This is a genomic window from Stieleria neptunia, from assembly GCF_007754155.1.
Taxonomy (GTDB): Bacteria; Planctomycetota; Planctomycetia; order Pirellulales; family Pirellulaceae; genus Stieleria; species Stieleria neptunia.
Window position 1 is genome coordinate 8,599,149 of record NZ_CP037423.1, and the last position, 21,465, is coordinate 8,620,613.

The following is a 21,465-nucleotide window of genomic DNA, read 5'->3' on the forward strand; positions in this document are numbered from 1 at the left end:
TTCGGTAAACCTTCACCTGGAAGATCCGCTGCTGAATATGGCAACGGTCTTGGTGACCGGAATCATCGGCGGCGAACTGTTCGCCCTCCTCCGACTGCCGAAGGTGACAGGATGGATCGCGACGGGCATTCTGCTCCGCTGGATCGCCCTGCCGGGCATGGACACGGGGGTGGATCCCAAAGCCCTGGATCGCTTTTTGCCCTACATGCACTTCGTGCTGGGGTTCATTGCATTCACGGTGGGGGCAACGCTCTATTTTGCCAGTCTACGCAACACCGGCAAACGCATCGGGCTGTTATTGCTGTGCGAGACGTTGATCACGCCGGTATTGGTCGGTGCCTTGCTTTATTTTGCCGGGCCACTGGTCCCTGGCGGCGACGTGATGACCACTCAGCCGGCACTGCTGTTGGCGGCGATCGCGATCGCGGGGGCACCGGGAACAACGGTCTTGGTGATTCAAGAAGCTCGGGCACGGGGCATCCTCACCCGCACCTTGCTCGCTGCGATCGGCTTGATTGACATGGTCGCCGTCGCCGTGTTCGTCTTCATCACCACGTTCTTGGGCGATCAGGCCGGCTGGACACACTCGTTGCAAAGTGTGTTCGTTCAGTTTGGGGTGACACTGGTCATCGGCGGCGGCTGTGCGCTGATCGCGATCATTTTGACGCGCACGGTTGTCAGCCCGGCGTTTTTGGGGCCGACGATCGTCGCCGCGGTGCTGGGTTCATGGGGACTGGCGGCCGGTTTCGGCACTTCCGGAGGAATCCTGGCATGCACCTTCGCGGGCATCGTGCTGACCAATTTCCAGCACGACCTGGTGCGTTCGGGCGAAGCCTACTTGCAAACCATCGGCGGCGCGCTGTTCGCCCTGTTCTTTACGTTTGCCGGCATGCGACTGGATTTCGGCTTGGTTCCCAGCGCGGCCGCATTGGTCGGACTGTATTTCACCGCGAGATTGATCGGCAAATGCGTCAGCGCCTTTTCCGCGATGTCGTTGTCCGGGGTGACCGACAACGTCCGCGGCTACCTCGGCATCGCACTGCTGCCACACGGCGGCGTCGCGGTCGGCCTGATCCTGCTGGTGACGGGTGAAAACTCGGGATTCAGCGACGAGGTCCGAACGGTCGTCAACACGGTCGGACTGTCAGCACTGGCGATCAACCAGCTGCTCGGACCGAGTGCAACACGATTCGCACTTGTCCGATCGGGCGAAGACCACAAAGACCGCCCCCGGCTACTGGACTTCCTGCAGGAGCAGCGGATTACGATCGGGCTGACCGGAGGCGATCGCGAAGCGACCATTCGACAACTCGCGTCACAGCTTTATGCGACCTCCAAGATGCAACTCCCACAGGAAGATTTTATTGCACGCGTGCTGGCCCGTGATGCCGAGCTGTCGACCTACTTGGGACAAGGACTGATGATCCCCCACGCGATCCTGGACGATGGCGAAGGCGACGAGATCCGTGGCGTTTTGGGGTTGAGCGCGGAAGGACTGCAATTTGACACGTTCGACGACCGTCGCGTCCACGCCGTGTTGCTGCTGGCAACACCGGAACTGGAACGCAGCCGCCACCTGCAGGTGCTCTCCGCCTTCGCGACGGCCATCACCCGCGATGCCAACCTCGTCGAGCAACTCTACCATGCCCGCAGCGCAGCCCACGCCTACGAGATCCTGCACGCGGACAAGCACGCCGACATCAACTACTTCCTCGAAGACGCCGCGGACCAGGCGGGACTGAGGCCTTGATATTGCAAATTGCAAAATGAACATTGCAAATTTTCTATTGATGAGGGAACGGAACGAGCAGCTTCGGGATTTTGTGTGACGACGTCGATTGACATTGCTGATCTTCCCCGGCTTTGGCACCGCATGATCTCAAATTGGCATTTTGAAATGATCAATTTGCAATTTACAATCGCCCATTCTCGCGGAGCCTTCATTGCAAATTGCAAAATGAACATTGCAAATTTGCTATTGATGAGGGAACGGAACGAGCCACTTCGGGCTTTTGCGTGACGACGTCGATTGACATCGCTGATGTTCCCCGGCTTTGGCACCGCATGATCTCAAATTGGCATTTTGAAATGATCAATTTGCAATTTGCAATCGCCCATTCTCGCGGAGCACTCATTGCAAATTGCAAAATGAACGTAAGCGCCCAGGAGCACCATGGGTTAGGTGGGCCAGCGGGGCGACGCCGTGGCCATGTTTCAGGGAAAGAGCTATCGCCCGATTCTTGGATCCACTGGCCGTAGATGATCCGCGATCCGCCGGGACAAGCGTCTTGTCTCATGGGGCCCAACGCGGGCTTAGCAGGCGCGTGACTCCCTCGTGACGCGCGAGGTGTGTCCTGCGTCGGTTTTCCTTTTATCGAAAGACAGTCCTGAATACTGCCTTGCAGTGCCAGCTACTGATCCAGGCGGGCGAGGCGGCGGCGAAGCCGATCTCGCTCTCGACGGATGTTGTCAGCTTCACGCTCCTTTTGCCGGTGGGGTAAGCGTTCTATCTGCCCAGGTGTCGCTTCGTGGCTCGGGCGGCCGGCGACTGCTTTTCACCAATCCGAAGATCCATCGGGCCATTGTGGCGAATTGACCGCGGTGGCGGTGTCGGCGTATCAACATTTCGGGATTCGTGACCAACGCAAAAACGCCGGAGACCTTGATCGCCACTGCAGTCCAAAATCACGCTTTGTGTTTGTGGCCTAACCGATGCTACCGCGGCAGCTTCAAACGTCTCCAGCACGCAGGTCATCGGCGCTGCCGCGGATACTGCGTTTTGATCTCGTTGGGATGTCTCTGAGTTCTGTTTCCGCTCGACTCCCAAGCAATCGCGCGAAGTGCGGTCAACGGATTCGATCTTTTGCTGAAAGAAAAAGAGCCGCTTGATCACACCTCGCAAGTCATGTCGGCCAGGCGTTCTTCGATCTGCCATGTGCCACGGGAGATCAAGACGCTGCCGCTTTGCCATCGCTGATCAACTACGGCCAGTCGATTCACGAAGCTGGCGATAGCTTTGCACGCCGACGCATCTTCCACTTGGGCGGTTCAAATGGCAGGGAGCCGATCTGATGTCACCATAGAATGTCGAGATCGCCATCCCCGGTGCGTTGGGCGTACTCCAGGTGGTCGCACAGGTCAGCGACCGCTTCAACATCGGAACCCGCTTTGCCCTTGACGCACGAGTGGCTCAGGTCGCCGATCAGCAGGTGCAGTTCCACCCGAGTCATCCCAACTCGGCGAAGCAGTTGATCCTTCGGCCAACGACGAAGCGACGCCTCCAAACGGCCTGACACGTAGCCGTACTTCAGGATCAAGTCGCGATGTTCACGCGTCAATTGGATTCGCTCGGTCAAGTCCGACATCACGCCACCTTGGCTTCGCGCCGACGCACGCGGCGTTGCTGAGTTGTCAATCGTCGCGACGCCTGCTCGGCATCACGATACACTCGAATGCTCTCGGGATGGCGGCCTCGCCAAACATCCGGAAGCAACGCTTCGTAGTCCGTCGAGCCACCGGCAAGCTTGCGAAGGCAATCGTCCACGTAAGCCCAAGCATCGAGATGATGCCGCGCCGCCGATGATACCAAGCTGTACATCGCAGCGGCTACTTCGCCACCGCGATTGGAGCCGACGAACAACCAGTTCTGACGACCGATCGTCAGGCTCCGAAGCTCGTTCTCTGTTTGGTTGTTGTCAAACGGAATCGCTCCATCGCCTAGAAACACCGTTAACTCGTCCCACTGATTCAGCGAGTACCTGACGGCCTTGCCAAGCGAACTCTTGGGCAACACTCGCGGATCGCTGCTCTTCTCGATCAACCAGTCATGGAGTTGGTTCATCAACGGGGCCGATTCAAGCTGGCGAAGCTCAAGACGCTCGTCGGCACTACACTGCTTTGCGCGATCCTCGACGTCATAAAGTCCTCGGTACATCGCAAGCGCACGCGCAGCGGCCACCGGATCGTTCGGCTTTGCTTCGACGAACTTCCTCCGAGCGTGACAGTTACAACACGCGGCAAAGATCTGATCGTGTTTCCCCAGGTAGACTCCCTCGTGAACTCCATAGGCGTCGACCACCGCGTGGCCGTGAAAATCCTTCAAGAATCCCGCCGGACCGTCGCGCCCACGACTCTCGGTAAAGTCGAACACGTTGTACGGATGGTCTTCGCGGCCACGATACAGCCAGAAGCGAGCCGTTCGCATCTTGCCGGGCAAGGCAGGATCTTGCAGCCGCACCGACGTGTCATCGACGCCCAGTACGCGGCCCGAAACGATTCGCGATTTCATCAAGGCGATCAGCGGTGCGACGAGTGCCGCGATGTTCACAAGCATCCCAAACTGCGTGTTTCTCGGGATCATCACGCCTGCGCGGGCGAAGATATCTTCACCTCGATACAGTGGCAAATGGTCGGCAAACTTGTTGGTGATGATTTGCGTGTAAACGCCAAAGCCATAATCACTGCCGGCAACCGGCGTGGTCGGTCCACCGGGCTCGCTGCCGGCGGGAACCTGCGCGATCGACTCTCTGCACTTGCCACAGGCACGCTTATGACGACGGATTTCCCAAACGAAGAGTTCCGCCGGAATCAGATCGAGCCGCTCGCTGATGTCCGTGCCAATGATGGGCATCTCTTCGCCACAGCAAGAACACATTCGCTCTTTGGACGAGACGTCCGCCTCGATGATCTTGCGTCTCAAGTGAGCCGGTAGTTTTTCGGACTTCTTCTTACGGCGTCGCTTCTTGCGAGACTTCGGCGGATCCTGCTCGTCATCATCGCCTTCATTGACCGACTCGCCGAGATCGAACAGATGCAACTGCGAATCGTCTTCGGCATGCCGCTCGGAGGATTGACCAAACAGTTTGCGACGGTACAGGTTCAGTTCTTCGCGAAGTTGTGCGATCGTCTTCTGTTGTGACTGAACCGTTTCGACCAACTCATCATTGAACCGCCGGAGGCTCTGCAAGTCGTCTTGATTCTCCGGCTCAGTCATACGGTTGTTTTAGCGCGATCAACAAAAAACGCAAGGCAGATGACCACCTTGCGTTTGCAATTTCTTGGAGTTCTTTTCGCTTGCCGCTACGCCACTTTGGCTGTGTCAATCGAGTAGCGTTTCCTTCGCTGCGTTCCTTCGATCTGCACACCGCGAAGCATCATGATTAGTTCCGCCGAATCGATCTCCAAGTCACCGTCGGAACTTCGCGTCAGCTTCTCAAAGGTTCCACGCTCGAGTCGCTTCGACCAGATAGAAAGACCGTCTTTGTCCCAGGCCAAGACCTTGACGTAGTCACGCCTGCGATTGAAGAAAACAAACAAGTGACCAGAGAACAGGTCGATCTGGAAGTGTGCTTTGACGAGGCCCGACAAACCGCAGAATCCTTTTCGCATGTCGGTCGCGTCGGTGCAGACGAAAATGCGTGTCGTTGGTGAGATTGCGATCACAGCGTTACCTCGACCGCAGTCGCTTGGACGATATCGGCGATCAGCTCGCGTCTCTCGACGGTGGTCGCATCCGGCGGCACTTTGACGGTCGCCCCACCGGGCAAGTCGATTTCGAAGCCTCGCCGGGCTGCGCATGAAAGCTCGCTGGCATCGAACTGTACGGGGATGAATGCCGGGTCACCGGGAGACTTTTCGTCGCGGAGCTTTCGCCGCCACTGATAGAAGGAGGCCGCCGAGTATCCTTCGACTTCGCAGAATTTTGCGACAGTCAATTCAGAGTGCTCAAATCGATCGAGTCGCTCTCGCCATTGCCGGGCGAGCTGTGGGTCGGGCAATCGTGCCATGGGTTTCTCCAAAAGTGGAAAGAAACCCACCACGCTACCGCTCCCGTCAACATGGGAAGATAGAACGCTTACGGTGGGCCCGGATCGACTCCGGATGCGCTGTCCCCCATGCGTCAGGACGCAGCGCGGCATAGTCGCGACTGCCTGCGAGAAGCTGGTCGAGTACGTCTTCCAAGTACGCCGCCACATCCAGGTCGTTTCGTATCGCGCTGCTGACGACCGTCATCAATGTCGCCGTACGATAACCCGATGCAAGACTGCCAAGAAAAAGCCAGTTCTTGCGACCCAGTGCTACTTGCTTCATCAGCTGCTCGCATGAGTTGTTGTCGATCGGGATTTCCCCGTCTTCAAGGTGAGCCGTCAGTCCTTGCCATTGATTCAAGATGTAACTTCGCGCATCGCTGATCTTGTCACTACTCAGCACGTCCATCATCTTCATCTGGAGGTACTCGCGCATCTGGCCCCAAAGGGGAGCCGATTGCTTTTGCCGAAGTGTCAAGCGTTCTGCTGGCGACAACTCTCGAGCTTCGTCTTCGACATCATAAATCAATCGAAACAATCCAAGTAAATGCTTTGCATGCTCCGCGTGATTGTCTAGCGCAGCTTCCACCTTCCGACGCGCATGGGCCGCGCAAGCGGCATGAACGATCAATCCGTTTGATCGTATGTAAATCCCCGTGTTCGCTCCGTAGCAGTCTCCCAATAGAGTTCCCGTATACTCGCTATCGACTAAAAATTGGTCCGGCCCATCACGGTGACGACTGACCGTAAAGTCAAACACGTTGATTGGAATATGAACGCCTCGGTAGGCCCACATCTTTGCCGTGATGCTTTTGAGCCCTTTCGACTTGGCTGCTGCAAAAACTTCCGCAGCACGCCGACCCTTCGGATCGTCCTCGCGTGCTTCGGGAATGTCTTGCGGCAACAGTAAGCGGATCGACGTGTCGTCACTTCCGATGCAGCTGTCGGTGCGAACCAAGTCAGCAAGCCACTGCACGAACGGCCGGAGCACGCGTTCGGCAGCTTCTTGAAGGTTTAGTAGCGTACTGCGTGAAAGGTAAAGGCCGCACTCGGCGAACATGTCCTCTTGACGATAGATCGGCAGATGGTAGCCAAGTCGATTGGCAATGACCGAGGCAGCGAATGAGGTGTCGTAGCGATCGCCTTGAATCAGCGCCGCGGGGCGTGGGGCCTGCAAAATACCGGCGCGGGGATCCTCCGGGTGAACGTACTTGGGGAAGATCTTTCGAATGATATAGGCCGCACCCCGGGTGAAGTGTGCCGATTCGACCACGTCTTCTCCGATCCGCACCAAGCCTTCTTTTTCTTCGTCGCTTAAGTCGACAATCACTTCCTTGCGCGGCAGGCTGTCGGGAAAACGCTCTTCACGCTTGCGTCGCTTGGGCGGCTTGTTGCGTTTGCCGGCTCGATCATTTTCTTCGATCGCCTGCTTGATGCCTTCACGAGCGTCGTCGATTTCTGCTTGACTGGCGAATTCGAACTTCAGCTGGTCGTCGTCTTCAAAGCGTTCGCTCTGGCGGCCAAAGATGCGACGGATCAAAGCGTCGAGTTCGTCTTGCTTTTTGGAGAGTTGCTTTCGTAAGTCCTCGTTCTTCGATTCAAGGTCCTCTTTGGCCGCAGCGAGTGACTTGGCGTCTTGGACGAGAGACTCGTTGGTGGTAGCAAGCGATTGGTTGTTTACAGCGAGTGAATCGACTTTGTTGGTGAGTGACGCATTGGTGGCAGCAAGCGATTCATTGACGGACTCAAGCGTGCTGTTTTTCGCACGCAGGGCTTCGATTTCGCGTTGAAGTTGCTTGAGCTTGTCCATGTACAGAAGACTAAAAGCTTCTCGAAATCGCGCAATAGCAAATCACCGTCTGGGCAAGAAAAAAAGCAAGTTTTCTTCGCCGAAGAAAACTTGCTCCCAAGTGTGGTCCGTCGTCACTGCTTCCGCGGCAGCTTACGCTGCCTTGAGCCGTTTACGTCTCTTGGCATTTTCGATTGAGATTCCACCAAGCAGCATCGCCAAGTCGGCTGCGTCGAGCTTGACGCTCGCCTCGCCATCTTGCCTGATTCTTTCAAAGGTGCCTTGCTCCAGACTTTTGTACCACACCGCCATTCCATCGCGGTCCCAATAGAGAGCTTTGAGTTTGTCCTGGCGTCGATTGATAAACAGGAACAAGCTTCCGTCGTTTGGCGTTTTGCCTAGCTCGTTTCGCACGATGCCGGCCAGGCCCGAAAAACTCTTTCGCATGTCGGTCGGCTTGGCGTAGAGAAAAATGCCGCCAGTGGTTGGTAGTGCGATCATTGCTGCAACTCGCTTGGTTGTGGTGCCAACCGGTCGACGATGATCATCAAGCTGTTGGCGTCGCAGCAATCAAGCTCGATCTGCGTGCCACAGGGAAAGCGGACAGTGGTGCCGCCAATTTGGGGGCGCGGCTGTTCGATTTGCACGGCAAGAAACGCGTCGCTCTGATCTGCGTCGCCCTGCAGCCTTTGTCGCCATCGATAAAACGATGCGGTGGAGACTCCGTGCAAATCGCAAAAGTCGGAGACCGCAAGATCGGACTGTTCGTGAAGTTGGATCAGCCGCGACCAACGTTGGCGAACGGCGGGGTCTGGCAAGCGAACCATGGAAACCTCCTGGTTACGTGAGTGAAAACCCACCAGCCTACGCCACGCGCCAAGAATGGTTTCCTCGGGCGCTTACAAATGAACATTGCAAATTTGCTATTGATGAGGGAACGGAACAAGCCACTTCGGGATTTTGTGTGACGACGTCGATTGACATCGCTGATCTTCCCCGGCTTTGGCACCGCATGATCTCAAATTGGCATTTTGAAATGATCAATTTGCAATTTGCAATCGCCCATTCTCGCGGAGCACCTGGCGATCATTCGTCGTTTTTTACCGGCACGAACCGAACCGCATCGACAACCACGTAACCGTCGGTGGCTTGGTTTCCGATCACGACGCGGGCCGGCCCGCCGGTGCCAAATTGGTATCGGCCCAGTGGTGCGAATGCGTCTTTGACCGACGGCTTGTTTCGCTGATTTAACGTCACCGATTCGGTCCCAGCTGCATGCGTGATCCGGACCGGAACATTGGTTGCCCGATTGTTATTCGGCGGATACGCGATTTGCACCTCATAGGTCCCGGCATCCAAATCGACTTCAAACGTCGCCGTCGATTCACCGTTTTGTGCATTGTTGTCGTGCAAATAACCGGCTAGGAAATGCGGATGATTGGCTTGGCTGGGTCGCCACGAACCGTCCAGTTTGGCCGTGACGTTGTCCAGCACGATCCCGGAGAAGTCGCTGGGACGGAGTGCCGCGCCGCTGCCACCGCCGCCCTCGTATTGCAGCACCTGACCATCGGCTGCGAGCCGTTTTTCCAACGCTTCGTAGCCGACGTCCTGGACGGTGGTGCCATTTTCAATCGCCAGCACGGCCGCCGTCGCCGCACTTTGACCGAGAATCATGAAGACGGGTTCCATCCGAATCGAGCCGAACGCGATGTGCGAACTGGAGACGCAGACCGGCACGAGCAGGTTGGTGCAATCGGATCGCTTCGGGATCAGGGAGTCATAGGAGATCTGGTAGGGCCCGCCGGTCGACACACCGATATCACCTTCGTTTTGAACCGCCCCGTCGGGTTTGATGTAGCGTTGGACGTTGTGCGAATCGATCGAATACGACCCCATTCCGACCGGCTTCGGCGTCGCACGTCGTTTTTGCAACTCGTTTTCCGTCATCACGTACTGGCCGATCATTCGCCGCGCTTCGCGGACATAGATCTGGTGCGGCCAATTGCCGTTGTCGGTGAATTCATCCGCGGCCAAGCCCCACGATTGCATCTCCGTGCGAACCTCTTCGGGAACACGCGGGTCGGTGACGTGAAAATAGAGCCAACCTTTTTGATACGTTTCGTGCTCGCGAATGATTTCGCGGCGGCGCTCGTAGGAGGCGTCGGGATAGTCGTAGTTGAATCCGATGTTGTCGGTGCTCATCGGACCGTGATTGTTCGTGTCGGTCTTGCGATTCGGGATCGGATCAAATTTGCGAAACGTCTGATCCCAACCGGCCTGATAAATCCGCGCGAGCAACTCGTACTGTGACGGGTCGTAACCGTCGGGTTTGGTAAACGGGACGCGGTTGTCGGGATGATCGGTCAAGCACATTCGAAAGCAATAGGCTTGAACCCGATGGTCTGCGGCACCTTTTTCACCGGGCGGATCGGTGCTGATCCGCGGCAGGACTCCGCTGCTGGGGTCTCCGGGCGTGTGGTAGGGGCTGATCGGCGGCAGATTGCCGAAGTGATGCTGGTGGTGCAACACACCGGTTTGCACCCCGTTCCAGTTTTCGCCGTACTGTGCACCGGACTCGCGGCCGACGTGATACGGGACGCCGGCGGCGGCCAGCAGATCCCCTTCATACGTGGCGTCCAAAAACACTTTGGCGCGATAGGTTTCCCCGTTGAGCATGCGGATCGAGACGATCTTGCCGTCCGCCACTTCGACGCCTGATTGGCGGTCGAGCCAACGGTCGCGGTGCACCGGAATGTTGTATTCACTGACGTAGTCTTCGAAGACTTTTTCGGCGACGTGGGGCTCAAAAATCCATTGCGTCCGATTTTCGCCGTCGATCGCGCGATTGCCCTGTCCCTTGTTGCCGTAACTGTCCTGGGACTGCCATTTCCAGGCTTCCGGTTTTTGGTATTCCAGATAAATCCGGTGATAAAAGTCACGAGCCAATCCGCCAATGACTTCTTTTTTCCCCGTGTCGGTCCATCCCAGTCCGCCGCTGGACAGGCCCCCGAGGTGCTGGTCGGGGCAAACGATGACGACCGACTTGCCCATCTGTTTGACCTGAACCGCGGCGGTCACGGCTGCCGAAGTGCCTCCATAGATCACCACGTCCGCGTCGTTCGGCTCGGCGGCGACCGTCGGCGAAAGGGCCACGGCCATGATGACACACGACAGGAATAGATTCGTCTTCATTTGAGTTCGGTCTGGATGGAATACTGGCACTGCTCGTTGGGCCGATAGTCTAACAGTGGTCGGCGGAAAAGTGGGATAGGCTTCCAGCCTGTCGTTGAAGTATCGACAGGCTGGAAGCCTATCCCACTGTAATCAGTCAACACTTCGATTCCGCTGGATATTTCGTCCGCAGATCACCCGTCGCGGCGGACCAGGGTGACCGCCCACGAATCGCGGCGGATTTCGATGGCACCGGGCAATGTCCAGGCGTCGGGGCCGCGGCCGGCGAGCATTTCGAACACCCGCGTCCAATGAAACTGGCCCATGTCCCGGAGCGGCCATCCCGATCGTTGCCAACACCGCCGCAGCGCCTCGACCGCGACGGCTTGATCGCCGAGTGGAGTCGCGGTGGGATCCGTTTCCGCCTCGCGGCCGATTCGATCCAAACGTCGCAGCGTGAGCGGTTTTTCTTGAATCTGAACCGCCGCCAACCAGCGATCGATGACCGGCTGCAAGGCGTCCCGCCATTGGCGTTGGCCCTGGATCGCCCGCGCGATCGCGGGCACGGCTTGGGGGAACTGGGATTGCATGGCCGGCACCAATTCGTTGCGAATCCAGTTCCGCCGATAGGCGTTGGATTGGTTCGAAGCATCTTCCCGCCAGGGGGCATCGATCGACCGCAGGGCTTCGCGAATCTGGTCGCGGCCGAGGTCAAGCATCGGTCGCGCGATCACAAAATCGCTGCCGGAGGGATCGTCCGAAAAGGGACGAAAGGGCGCGATCCCGGCCATCCCCAGCGGGCCGGTTCCGCGCATCAACCGATACAGGACGGTTTCGACGTTGTCGTCGCGGGAATGCCCGAGGGCCAGGTAGCGGGCGCCGTGTCGCCGCATGACGGCGTGAAAAAACTCGCGGCGATGATTCCGCGCGGACTGCTCGTCTTGCTCCGCCGCCTGGCCGCACTGGATTTCCAGGGGCACCGCGAGTTGCTCGGTCAATTGACGCACAAAGTCGGCATCGGCATCTGACTCGCGGCCACGGAATTGGTGATTGAAATGGGCGGCGACGATGAAGCCCGGCGGCGCGGCGGCGGCGGGATGGCGGACCGATTCGACCAGACCGCGCAGCAGCGCGACGCTGTCGGCACCCCCGCTGCAACCGACCACGACGCCCACATCCCGATAGCGAGACACCGGCCACACCGATTCGATCGCGTCGCGAAGATTCTGCCAGGGAGGTGGAATGGTCATGGAACCGTGGGATGGAAAATGCCGGTCACGCGGTGCGTCCAGGCGGGGCAGTAGTTGTAAAAAACAATCCGATTCAGGGGGACCCCCGGCGACTCCGCCGCAAAATCACGGCCGGCGATCACAACCGGTGTGGTTGCCAAACCGCCCCCCCACGACGAAAGGAAATTTGGTAGGATCTTCCTCGAACCGTCGCCGAGTTTTCACCCGCGATCGTCACCTCGTCGACCGGTCTCCTCCATCCACCTGAGCGCAACTGCACGAGCGCGATTCCGCCACGCGACTGCGCAATTCATATGCTATCCGAGGCTCCCTTGCCCCACGTCCTGCCCCTCGCTTCATTCCTCGACGACTTTTTCTTTCTGTATTCACTCGCCGGAGTCCTCGCCGGTGCAGTGTTGATGATGGGGTATCAACGCTGGAAAGCCGCCGCCTACAAAATTCGTCTGGCGGAAAAAGCCGACAAATTGATGGACGAAGCGAATCGCGAGGCCGAGGCGCTGAAGACGCAGATCTTGCTGGAGGCCAAGGAGGAAGCACTGGAAATCAAAACCAGGGGCGAGGCGGAACTGACCGAAGCTCGGCGTCTGCAACTGAGCCGCGAACAGACGCTCGATCGCCGAGCCGAACAACTGGAAAACCAGGAAGCGGACCTACGCAAACAACAACGCGGTCTGGAAAACAGCCAACAACGGTTGGACGCGGGGCTCAAATCACTCGCCGAGCAGCGCGACGAGTTGAAAACGCTCGAACACAAGCAAAAAAAAGTCCTCGAAGCGGTCTCCGGGATGACCCGTGCCGAAGCCGCCGAGCAATTGATGAAGGCGCTCGACGACGAATTGGAACACGAACGCGGCAAACTGTTGCTGAGGAAAAAGAAGCAGATCAACGAGACGATCAAAGAACAAAGCCGCGAAATGCTGCTGACCGCGATCCAGCGCTACGCCTCGGCCTTCACCGCCGACTCGACGACCAGCACGGTCGACGTCCCGACCGACGACATGAAGGGCCGGATCATCGGCCGCGAAGGCCGCAACATCCGCGCGTTTGAAAAAGCGACCGGCATCGACGTGATCATCGACGACACCCCGGGCGTGGTGATCGTCAGCGGGTTCGATCCGGTTCGCCGCGAAATCGCCCGTCGCTCCCTGGCCAACCTGATCACCGATGGCCGCATCCATCCGTCAAAGATCGAAGAGGTCGTCGAAGAAACCAAACAACAGATCAATGAACTGATCGTTCAAAAAGGACGTGAGGCGGCCGATGAAGTCGACGTCCCGGGGCTGAGCGACCGGCTGATCGAAATGCTCGGCCGATTGCACTTTCGAACCTCATACAGCCAAAACGTGTTGCGGCACAGTGTCGAAGTGGCGTTCCTGTCCGGGATGATCGCCGAGATGCTGGGCATGCGCGGCGACTTGGCCCGCCGCTGCGGATTGCTTCACGACATCGGAAAAGCAGCCGACCACGAACTCGAAGGCGGCCACCCGAAGATCGGAGCGGACCTGCTGCGGCGCCACAACGAAGGTCCCGAAGTCGTTCACGCGGCGCTGGGACATCACGATGAAATCGTCGTCGAACACCCCTACACGATGGTCGTCGCGACCGCGGACGCCTGCAGCGCCAGTCGACCGGGTGCGCGGCGCGAATCACTGGAACGCTACATCAAACGCATGGAAGAACTCGAGTCGATCGCGCGACGGTTCGACGGCGTTCGTGAAGCCTACGCGATCAGCGCCGGACGCGAACTGCGTGTGATCATCGACAGCACGACCACCAGCGACGAACAAGCCGCGGTCGTCTGCCACGACATCGCCAAAGCTTTCGAACGCGAACTGCTGTACCCCGGCGAAATCAAAGTCACCGTGCTCCGCGAAACCGCGTTCACCGAAGTCGCCAAGTAGGCCTCACCTCGTTCCCAGGCGGAGCCCTACGCCGCGAACGATTTGTTAGCGGCAGGGCGCGAGCCCTCATCTCGTTCCAAGGCTCCGCCTGGGAACGCAAGGTAGGTGTGGCTCCGCCTCACACAGACGCCGGCCCGAAGGCGGAGCCTTCCGGGACATCCCGTTCCCAGGCGGAGCCCGGGAACGAAGGTCCAACGAGGGTCGTTAAACGGACTTCTGATAGATCGCCGTGAGCAGCGCTTCGGTGTCCTTGAACTTCTTCTTGGTCGCCAACGCTTCATCGATCAATCGCCTCGCTTCGGCTTCGGCATGGCCGAGTGTGATCAAGGCGTCGAAGGTTTCGCTGACGACGTGGTTGCTTTCCGAGTCGGCCTCGCCCGCCGGGCCGGCCTGGTCGACCATCAACGCAAATCGCGGCATCTTTCGCCTCAATTTGGCGATGATCCGCTCGCTGGTCGCCGGCCCGATCCCCGGCAGCGCCGACAACCCCTTGGCGTCTTGCTGTTCGATCATCACCGCAAGCTCTTTGACCGGCCGGACCATCGCGCGGAGCGCCTTCTTCACGCCGACGCCGTCCACGCTGCAAAACAGGTCAAAGAACTGGCGTTCGGGCTCGGTCGCAAACCCGACCAGCCGCGGCGTCAACCGGCCGCCACCCTGGGCGTTGCCTTCGATGTAATCCATCGTGTGCAATCGGATCGACTGACCGACCTTGGATTGCAACTGCCGGCGGGTGTAGTCGCCGACCAAGACCTCGTACTCGAAAGGTGCCGACTCGATCGCGATCGATGTCTCGGTCACTTGCGTCAGTTTTCCGGCGATGTTCAGAATCACGAGGTGTGCCAGTTAAAAGGGGGCAATGAAGTTCTCGTTCCCAGGGGCCGCCTGGGAACGGGATGTCTCGGAGGCTCCCGCCTCCGGGCCGCATACCGCGTGCGGCGGGAGCCACACCGGCCTTGCGTTCCAAGGCGGAGCCTTGGAACGAGGTACCTTGGAACGAGGTATGGTAACCCGAGTCGCTCATGCCAACAGCGGGTTGTGGCTGAGGTGAAAACCGCAGACGGCGATCGCCAAGGCGTCGGCCACGTCGGCCGGCTCGGGGACTTCGGACAGGTTCAATTGCAGTTTTACCGCCAATTGAATCTGATGCTTCGGGGCGTGCCCATTGCCCGTCATCACTTTCTTGACCTTCGTCGGTTCGAAGCTTTTGACAGGAATGCCGGCGGTGCCCGCGGCCAAACAGATCACGCCCCGCGCGTGCCCCATCAGAATGGCCGTCTTGGGCCGCGAGTAGTGGGAGAAGAGTTGTTCGAGCGCGAGAAAATCCGGCCGGTGCTGCTGCAAGACCTCCGTGACGCCGGTATGAATCTCCAGCAGCCGCTCTTCGATCGACGCTTTGGCTTTGCTGCGGACGATCCCGGCTTCGATCAACTGGAATTGCCCCCGGCTGACGCGAATGACACCGTACCCGGTCGTGTTCAGTCCGGGGTCGATGCCCAGAATCGTGACGGGCGTTTGGCTGGCCGCGGCGCCGCCCAGTTTGACCGCCGCCCGCGAACTCATGAGGTCAGTTCCCAGCTGGTGCCTTCTTTCTTGTCCAACAGGGCCACGCCGAGTTCGCCGAGTCGATTGCGGATGGCATCACCGGTCGCGTAGTCCTTGCGTTCTCGGGCTTCCTTGCGAAGATCGATCAACAGGTGGATCGTTTTGTCGAGCAACTCTTGTGCGACTTCATCACCTCCGCCGGCGACCGGCGGCTTGTCGAACAAGCCCAACACGTTGGTCAGTTCTTTCAGCGATCGCATGGCGGCGATCAGCGAGACGACTTGGGGCGAGGACGCATCCGCCCCGGCGGCGAGTGATTTTTCATCGATGAATCGATTCAGCAGCCGCAACCCATCGAACAGCACGCTGATGGCGGCCCCGGTGTTGAAGTCGTCGTCCATCGCGGTGATGAACTTTTCCCGGATCTGGTGCACCTGCCCGAGCAAGGCATCCTTTCCGGGATCGAACTCGCCGCCGGCACGTGTTTTGGCCGGTTTCAGATCGCCGTCGCCGTAGAAGGAGAGGCCCGAGATCTCATGGAACCGATCAAACAGCCGATAAAAACCCTCCAGCGCCGCGCCGGCTTCCTCCAGCCCTTCTTCGCTATACAGGATGGTGCTGCGATAGTGGGTTCGCAGCAGAAAGAACCGAATCCGGGTTCCGGTGTGGCGCCGGATCAGGGCACTCAGACCGCCGTCGCCCTTGGAACGGCTGATCTTTCCCGCGGCCGCTTCTTCGGCCGACTCTTCGCGATCGCCCTTGCCACCCAGTTTGCCTTTGCCTTCGGAACGCATCAGGCCGTTGTGCATCCAGTACTTGACCATCGGGGCGTCGTGACAGCAGCCGCTTTGGGCCAGTTCGTTTTCGTGGTGCGGGAACATCAGGTCCAACCCGCCGCCGTGGATGTCGAAGGTTTTGCCGAGGATTTCGTGGCTCATCGCCGAGCATTCGATGTGCCAGCCGGGTCGGCCGCGGCCCCAGGGGCTGTCCCAGGAGATTTCACCGGGTTTGGCGGATTTCCAGAGTGCAAAATCGCCGGCGGAGCGTTTTTTTGCCGCTGCACCGCCGCCCTCGCCCTGCTGGTCATCGACGCTGCGGTTGGAGAGCTGGCCGTAGTTGGGGTCTTTGACCACATCGAAGAACACGTCGCCATCGACCTCGTAGGCGTGATCTTTTTCGATCAGCTGCTCGATGAACGAGATAATTTGGGGCATGTGGTCGGTCGCCCGCGGCATGTAGTCGATTTGGTTGACGCCCAGCTCGCGGAGGTTGGCCATGTAGTCGGCGGTCATTTCCGTGGCGATCTGAGAAACCGGCAACTCCCGCTCCTTGCTCTTGTTGATCAGTTTGTCATCGACATCGGTGATGTTGACGACCCAAGTCGGCTGGTAGCCGCTGTACCGCAAGTAGCGTTTGACGGTGTCAAAAATGACGGGGCCGACCATGTGACCGATGTGGGATTCGGCATAAACGGTCGGACCACACAAATAGATCCCGACCGCGGGCGGCGCGATCGGCTCGAACGGCTGTTTGGTTTTCGTCAGCGTGTTGTAAACGCGAAGTTGGCTGGCTGGCTTTGTCACGATCGGTCGGCGGGCAAAGTGGAGTGACTCGGGGAAAGACGCGAATTGTAGGGACGCAAGCGGATCTCGCCGAGCCCGATTCGTACGACACGCCCGGAGCAACCGGGTTTGGGGTGGAGAAAGTGGCAAAACAATGGGGGCAAAACAATGCCAAGATCAGCCAACCGCCACCCCCAGCATTCTCCCACCCAGCATTCTCCCACCCAGCATTCTCCCACCCAGCATTCTCCCACCCAGCATTCTCCCACCCATCATTCTGCCACCCCATCATTGTCGCGGTAGGGACGGCTGTTGCCAGCCGCCCCCCGCACAGATCCGTACATGAAGAACTACCTCATACGGCTCCTCCGTTGGGTCAAACGATCACAGCGCAGAACGTTGCTACCCGTCGTGATTTCCCGTGTTGCTCTAATTGATGCTTGGCCCGACTCTGAGTTCGGAGCATCGGTAACAATTCGGCAATACTTCCCTTCAGTGAGATCCCTTCCCTCATCAGACTCCGCCGCTACGGTCGTAGTTTTGTTCGCCTGAGTCAGCGGTACTACGGACTCATCCGACTTCCCATCAGCGTTCATGTCAGCCGTACCCTCGGAGAGGTTAACTGACCGTCCTTGTGTTCGCCCGTGGGCGGACCAAGGAACTGTTGGGATCTCCCGGTTCTCGTGTTTGGAATATCCACGCATGCACAGGTTCTCAGACTCCGCCGTGTTCCGTTGCGTCTCGCCAGAGATAACGACGCACCGGATGTTGTCTTCCCCATAGGCAGACAAGGTCGACACACGAGACTACATTGATTTCGGAGCTCAATTTCTGGCCTGCGTTTCCCTCCGGGGCGGACGCTCAGCACGACGTTGTTACCGCGGTCGCACCTCCGCTGGAGGCCGAAATGGTAGGCTAAACCTTTTTCGTAGAACACTTTCAATTCCTATTCCAAACCGGTTTTATCCCGGCGCACCTGCCACCCCATCATTCTGCCACCCCATCATTCTCCCACCCCATCGTTCTGCCCCCATCGTTCTGCCCCCATCGTTCTGCCCCCATCGTTCTGCCCCCATCGTTCTGCCCCCATCGTTCTGCCCCCATCGTTTTGCCCCCATCGTTTTGCCCCCATCGTTTTGCCCCCATCGTTTTGCCCCCATCGTTTTGCCCCCATCGTTTTGCCCCATCGTTTTGCCCCATCGTTTTGCCCCCATCATCCCGCCAGTTGTCCCAACGGTCGAAAGAAACCGCGGCCCTCTCCAGGTTCCTGGTGCCCCTCTCATTGACCAAACCGCTTGTCGCAAATAGATTTACGCCCGCTTGGCCGAATCGAGGTGAAACAGATCGGGCCTCCCAGGCGAATCGCACAGGCGATTCGCGGCGTCACCATGCCGAGCCACCACGCCCCCGATGACTCCCGAGTGACTCCTAAATTCTCCACGAGCTAAAGCGGCGCCGATAGACGTAAGTCCTTGTTTTGACGACGGATAGCGACGAACCCACCGCCTGCTCACGCCCCTTCTGAGACGGTTTCGATAGAGAACAACCATGGCGAACAAGATGGTCTATTACTTCGGTAAATCAAAAACCGAAGGCAAAGGCAAACCCAAAGCTCTACTCGGCGGAAAAGGACTGAACCTCGCCGAAATGACCTCGATCGGACTTCCGGTCCCCCCCGGGTTTACGATCACCACCGAAGTTTGTGACCAGTACTACAAGGCCGGCAAGCAATTGCCGTCGGGCCTGATGGACGAGGTCGGCAAAGCGATCAAAAAACTCGAAAAAGAACTCGACAAGAAGTTCGGCGACGACTCCAACCCGCTGCTGGTCAGCGTCCGCTCCGGCGCGGCGGTCAGCATGCCCGGGATGATGAACACCATCCTGAACTTGGGCCTCAACGACATCTCCACCGAAGGGCTGGCCAAGGCGACGAAAAACGAACGTTTCGCCTACGACGCCTATCGCCGCCTGATCAACATGTTCGGCGACGTCGTGATGGGGATGGACCACCACCAGTTCGAAATCGCGTTCGACAAAATCAAGAAAAAGTACAACGTCAGCGACGACACGGAAGTGCCGGCCGAGGGCCTGAAAGAACTCTGCGAGGCTTACAAAGAAGTCTACAAAGAGCACACCGGCGAGATGTTCCCACAGGACCCGGTCGCACAACTGGAACTGTCGATCGAAGCCGTCTTCGGCTCCTGGAACACCGATCGGGCGGTCAAGTACCGCGAGATCGAAGGGATCCGCCACCTGCTCGGAACCGCCGTCAACGTCCAATCGATGGTCTATGGGAACATGGGCGACGATTCGGGCACCGGCGTCGCGTTCACACGGAACCCCAACACCGGCGGGAACAAGTTTTACGGCGAATTCCTGATCAATGCTCAGGGTGAAGACGTGGTCGCGGGGATCCGCACCCCGCAACCGGTCGCCGAAATGCCGAAGTGGAACCGCGCGATCCACAAGGAACTGCTTGAGGTCAAGAAGACGCTGGAAAATCACTACGCCGAAATGCAGGACATCGAGTTCACGATCGAACGTGGCACGCTGTACATGCTGCAGACGCGAACCGGCAAACGAACCGGCATCGCCGCGGTCAAAATCGCCTGCGATCTGGTCAAAGAAGAGCTGATCGATCAAAAAGAAGCCGTCATGCGGGTCGACCCGAACGCGCTGACGCAGCTGCTGCTGCCGAGCTTCAAAACCACCGCCCGCAACGCCGCCGAAGTGCTTTGCAAGGGCATCAACGCATCGCCGGGTGCCGCCGTCGGCAAACCCGCCTTCACGGCCGAAGAGGCCCGCGAACGGAAAGACGCCGGCGAAGACATCATCCTGGTTCGTCGCGAGACCAGCCCCGAAGACGTCGATGGCATGAGCGCCGCGGTCGGCATTCTGACCAGCACCGGCGGTGCAACCAGCCACGCAGCCGTCGTCGCTCGAGGCTGGGGCAAATGCTGTGTCGCAGGTGCCTCCGACGTCGAGATCGATGAAAAGAAGAAACGTCTGAAGGTCCACGGCCAGACCCTGGGCGTCAACGACGTGATCAGCCTGGACGGAACCACCGGTGAAGTCATGCTCGGTGCCGTGGAAACACAGGAGCCCAAGCTGTCCGGTGATTTCGCCAAGCTGATGAAATGGGCCGACGAGTACCGAACGCTGGCCGTTCGCACCAACGCGGATTCACCCGCCGACAGCAAGCGAGCCCGTGACTTCGGTGCCGAGGGCATCGGACTGTGCCGCACCGAGCACATGTTCTTCGAGCCGGATCGCATCATCCACATGCGATCGATGATTCTGGCCGAAGAAGAAAAAGATCGCCGCCAGGCACTGGCCAAGCTGCTGCCGTTCCAACGCAAAGACTTTGAAGGCATCTTCAAAGCGATGGCCGGATTGCCCGTGACGATCCGCTTGCTTGACCCGCCGTTGCACGAGTTCCTGCCCCACGAAACGGCCGCTCAAAAAGAGATGGCCGCGGAACTCGGCGTCAAAGCATCCGACATCAAAAAACGCATCGAAGCGCTGCACGAAGCCAACCCGATGCTCGGACACCGGGGATGCCGATTGAGCATCACCTACCCCGAAGTCCTGGAGATGCAGGTCCAAGCGATCACCGAAGCGGCGATCAACTGCGGCAAGAAAAAGATCAAGGCTCACCCCGAGATCATGATCCCGCTGGTCGGAACCTACAAAGAACTCGCCCTGCTGCGAGGGAAGGTCGAAGAGACGATCGCCAAGACGGTCGCGGCGAAGAAGTTCGAGGGCGACCTGGACATCTCGATCGGCACCATGATCGAAATCCCCCGCGCCTGCTTGACGGCCGACGAGATCGCCGAGCACGCCGACTTCTTCAGCTTCGGCACCAACGACTTGACCCAGATGGCGTTCGGCTACAGCCGCGACGACATCGGCGGATTCCTGCCCGATTACCTGGAGCAAGAAATCTTGGATGTCGACCCGTTCCAATCCCTGGATCAAACCGGTGTCGGACAACTGGTCGAACTGGGCGTCACCAAAGGCCGCTCCGCCAAGAAGGCCCTGAAGATCGGCATCTGCGGCGAACACGGCGGCGATCCGAGCAGCGTCGAGTTCTGCCACCGAGTGGGACTGAACTACGTCAGCTGCAGCCCGTTCCGCGTGCCGATCGCCCGCTTGGCCGCCGCCCAAGCTGCGATCACCAACAGCTAGGCCGCAGGCACCCGACCAGCGCCATGAGAAGACCCGGCTTTTTCAGCCGGGTCTTTTTTTATAGGCCCACCCGCCCCAGATTTCAGATCTAAAAATCAGGGTGCGCGACCCGCATGGCACAGGCAAGCGTGTTGGTGTGCAGGCTTTAGCCCGGATATTGCATCCGCTGATACGATTCCCCCTATAGCGCGAAAGCCTTAGTTCGTGTATCTATTGGAGTTACGACACTTCACAGAACACGAAACCAAGGCT

The 21,465-nt window shown here is 58.7% G+C and carries 15 protein-coding genes; 3 read left to right on the forward strand and 12 right to left on the reverse strand.

The genetic code is table 11. The features are described from left to right. Nucleotides 1-37: 37 nt before the first annotated feature. Nucleotides 38-1,750, forward strand: a complete 1,713-nt coding sequence (locus Enr13x_RS29950; RefSeq protein WP_145392764.1) for a cation:proton antiporter domain-containing protein — start codon at nt 38-40, stop codon at nt 1,748-1,750. 1,324 nt (nt 1,751-3,074) lie between these two features. On the opposite strand, the gene Enr13x_RS29955 is transcribed toward Enr13x_RS29950, so the two are convergent. The 9 genes from Enr13x_RS29955 to tilS form a co-directional block, all read right to left on the reverse strand. Beyond that, nucleotides 3,075-3,365, reverse strand: a complete 291-nt coding sequence (locus Enr13x_RS29955; protein WP_145384479.1) for a hypothetical protein — start codon at nt 3,363-3,365, stop codon at nt 3,075-3,077. Next, nucleotides 3,365-4,993: an IS66 family transposase gene (gene tnpC, locus Enr13x_RS29960; RefSeq protein WP_145384478.1), complete on the reverse strand. Its 1,629-nt coding sequence runs from the start codon at nt 4,991-4,993 to the stop codon at nt 3,365-3,367. The genes Enr13x_RS29955 and tnpC (Enr13x_RS29960) overlap by 1 nt, the downstream gene beginning before the upstream one ends. Before the next feature lie 86 nt (nt 4,994-5,079). Beyond that, nucleotides 5,080-5,442 carry an IS66 family insertion sequence element accessory protein TnpB gene (gene tnpB, locus Enr13x_RS38385; RefSeq protein ID WP_261344157.1) on the reverse strand — a complete coding sequence of 121 codons (363 nt, stop codon included), beginning with the start codon at nt 5,440-5,442 and terminating at the stop codon, nt 5,080-5,082. Next, nucleotides 5,439-5,786 carry an IS66 family insertion sequence element accessory protein TnpA gene (gene tnpA / locus Enr13x_RS38390; RefSeq protein ID WP_197455455.1) on the reverse strand — a complete coding sequence of 116 codons (348 nt, stop codon included), beginning with the start codon at nt 5,784-5,786 and terminating at the stop codon, nt 5,439-5,441. Before tnpA (Enr13x_RS38390) ends, tnpB (Enr13x_RS38385) begins: the two co-directional genes overlap by 4 nt. Before the next feature lie 46 nt (nt 5,787-5,832). Continuing rightward, a complete protein-coding gene (gene tnpC / locus Enr13x_RS29970) occupies nt 5,833-7,617 on the reverse strand; it encodes an IS66 family transposase (RefSeq protein WP_145390521.1) in 1,785 nt (594 codons plus the stop codon). Between the two features lie 132 nt (nt 7,618-7,749). After that, the gene (gene tnpB / locus Enr13x_RS29975) at nt 7,750-8,097 is read right to left on the reverse strand and encodes an IS66 family insertion sequence element accessory protein TnpB (protein ID WP_145389223.1); all 348 of its coding nucleotides are present in this window, start codon (nt 8,095-8,097) and stop codon (nt 7,750-7,752) included. After that, complete coding sequence (tnpA, locus tag Enr13x_RS29980; protein WP_145389224.1) at nt 8,094-8,423, reverse strand: IS66 family insertion sequence element accessory protein TnpA; 330 nt, start codon at nt 8,421-8,423, stop codon at nt 8,094-8,096. Before tnpA (Enr13x_RS29980) ends, tnpB (Enr13x_RS29975) begins: the two co-directional genes overlap by 4 nt. Nucleotides 8,424-8,682: 259 nt before the next feature. Continuing rightward, entirely contained in the window at nt 8,683-10,788 is a 2,106-nt protein-coding gene (locus tag Enr13x_RS29985) for an FAD-dependent oxidoreductase (RefSeq protein WP_145390522.1), read from the reverse strand. Between the two features lie 173 nt (nt 10,789-10,961). Beyond that, nucleotides 10,962-12,017 carry a tRNA lysidine(34) synthetase TilS gene (gene tilS / locus Enr13x_RS29990; RefSeq protein WP_145390524.1) on the reverse strand — a complete coding sequence of 352 codons (1,056 nt, stop codon included), beginning with the start codon at nt 12,015-12,017 and terminating at the stop codon, nt 10,962-10,964. 311 nt (nt 12,018-12,328) lie between these two features. Between tilS and rny the strand changes: the two genes are divergently transcribed. Beyond that, nucleotides 12,329-13,918 carry a ribonuclease Y gene (rny, locus tag Enr13x_RS29995; RefSeq protein WP_390621038.1) on the forward strand — a complete coding sequence of 530 codons (1,590 nt, stop codon included), beginning with the start codon at nt 12,329-12,331 and terminating at the stop codon, nt 13,916-13,918. A gap of 204 nt (nt 13,919-14,122) precedes the next feature. Here the strand turns inward: rny and ruvA are convergent, their stop codons facing one another. The 3 genes from ruvA to cysS form a co-directional block, all read right to left on the reverse strand. Further along, the gene (ruvA, locus tag Enr13x_RS30000; RefSeq protein WP_145390528.1) at nt 14,123-14,752 is read right to left on the reverse strand and encodes a Holliday junction branch migration protein RuvA; all 630 of its coding nucleotides are present in this window, start codon (nt 14,750-14,752) and stop codon (nt 14,123-14,125) included. Between the two features lie 186 nt (nt 14,753-14,938). Beyond that, the gene (ruvC, locus tag Enr13x_RS30005; protein WP_231744458.1) at nt 14,939-15,418 is read right to left on the reverse strand and encodes a crossover junction endodeoxyribonuclease RuvC; all 480 of its coding nucleotides are present in this window, start codon (nt 15,416-15,418) and stop codon (nt 14,939-14,941) included. Between the two features lie 59 nt (nt 15,419-15,477). Further along, nucleotides 15,478-17,046, reverse strand: coding sequence for a cysteine--tRNA ligase (cysS, locus tag Enr13x_RS30010; protein ID WP_231743861.1), 1,569 nt, complete (start codon nt 17,044-17,046; stop codon nt 15,478-15,480). Nucleotides 17,047-18,573: 1,527 nt separating this feature from the next. Between cysS and ppdK the strand changes: the two genes are divergently transcribed. Next, nucleotides 18,574-21,213: a pyruvate, phosphate dikinase gene (gene ppdK, locus Enr13x_RS30015; RefSeq protein WP_145390532.1), complete on the forward strand. Its 2,640-nt coding sequence runs from the start codon at nt 18,574-18,576 to the stop codon at nt 21,211-21,213. Nucleotides 21,214-21,465 lie beyond the last annotated feature (252 nt).

What these genes read in the sequence shown, in the direction of transcription:
- Enr13x_RS29950 (WP_145392764.1), top strand. Translation starts at nt 38, where the DNA reads ATGGCAACGGTCTTGGTGACCGGAATCATCGGCGGCGAACTGTTCGCC.
- Enr13x_RS29955 (WP_145384479.1), bottom strand. Translation starts at nt 3,365, where the DNA reads ATGTCGGACTTGACCGAGCGAATCCAATTGACGCGTGAACATCGCGAC.
- tnpC (WP_145384478.1), bottom strand. Translation starts at nt 4,993, where the DNA reads ATGACTGAGCCGGAGAATCAAGACGACTTGCAGAGCCTCCGGCGGTTC.
- tnpA (WP_197455455.1), bottom strand. Translation starts at nt 5,786, where the DNA reads ATGGCACGATTGCCCGACCCACAGCTCGCCCGGCAATGGCGAGAGCGA.
- tnpC (WP_145390521.1), bottom strand. Translation starts at nt 7,617, where the DNA reads ATGGACAAGCTCAAGCAACTTCAACGCGAAATCGAAGCCCTGCGTGCG.
- tnpB (WP_145389223.1), bottom strand. Translation starts at nt 8,097, where the DNA reads ATGATCGCACTACCAACCACTGGCGGCATTTTTCTCTACGCCAAGCCG.
- tnpA (WP_145389224.1), bottom strand. Translation starts at nt 8,423, where the DNA reads ATGGTTCGCTTGCCAGACCCCGCCGTTCGCCAACGTTGGTCGCGGCTG.
- Enr13x_RS29985 (WP_145390522.1), bottom strand. Translation starts at nt 10,788, where the DNA reads ATGAAGACGAATCTATTCCTGTCGTGTGTCATCATGGCCGTGGCCCTT.
- tilS (WP_145390524.1), bottom strand. Translation starts at nt 12,017, where the DNA reads ATGACCATTCCACCTCCCTGGCAGAATCTTCGCGACGCGATCGAATCG.
- ppdK (WP_145390532.1), top strand. Translation starts at nt 18,574, where the DNA reads ATGGCGAACAAGATGGTCTATTACTTCGGTAAATCAAAAACCGAAGGC.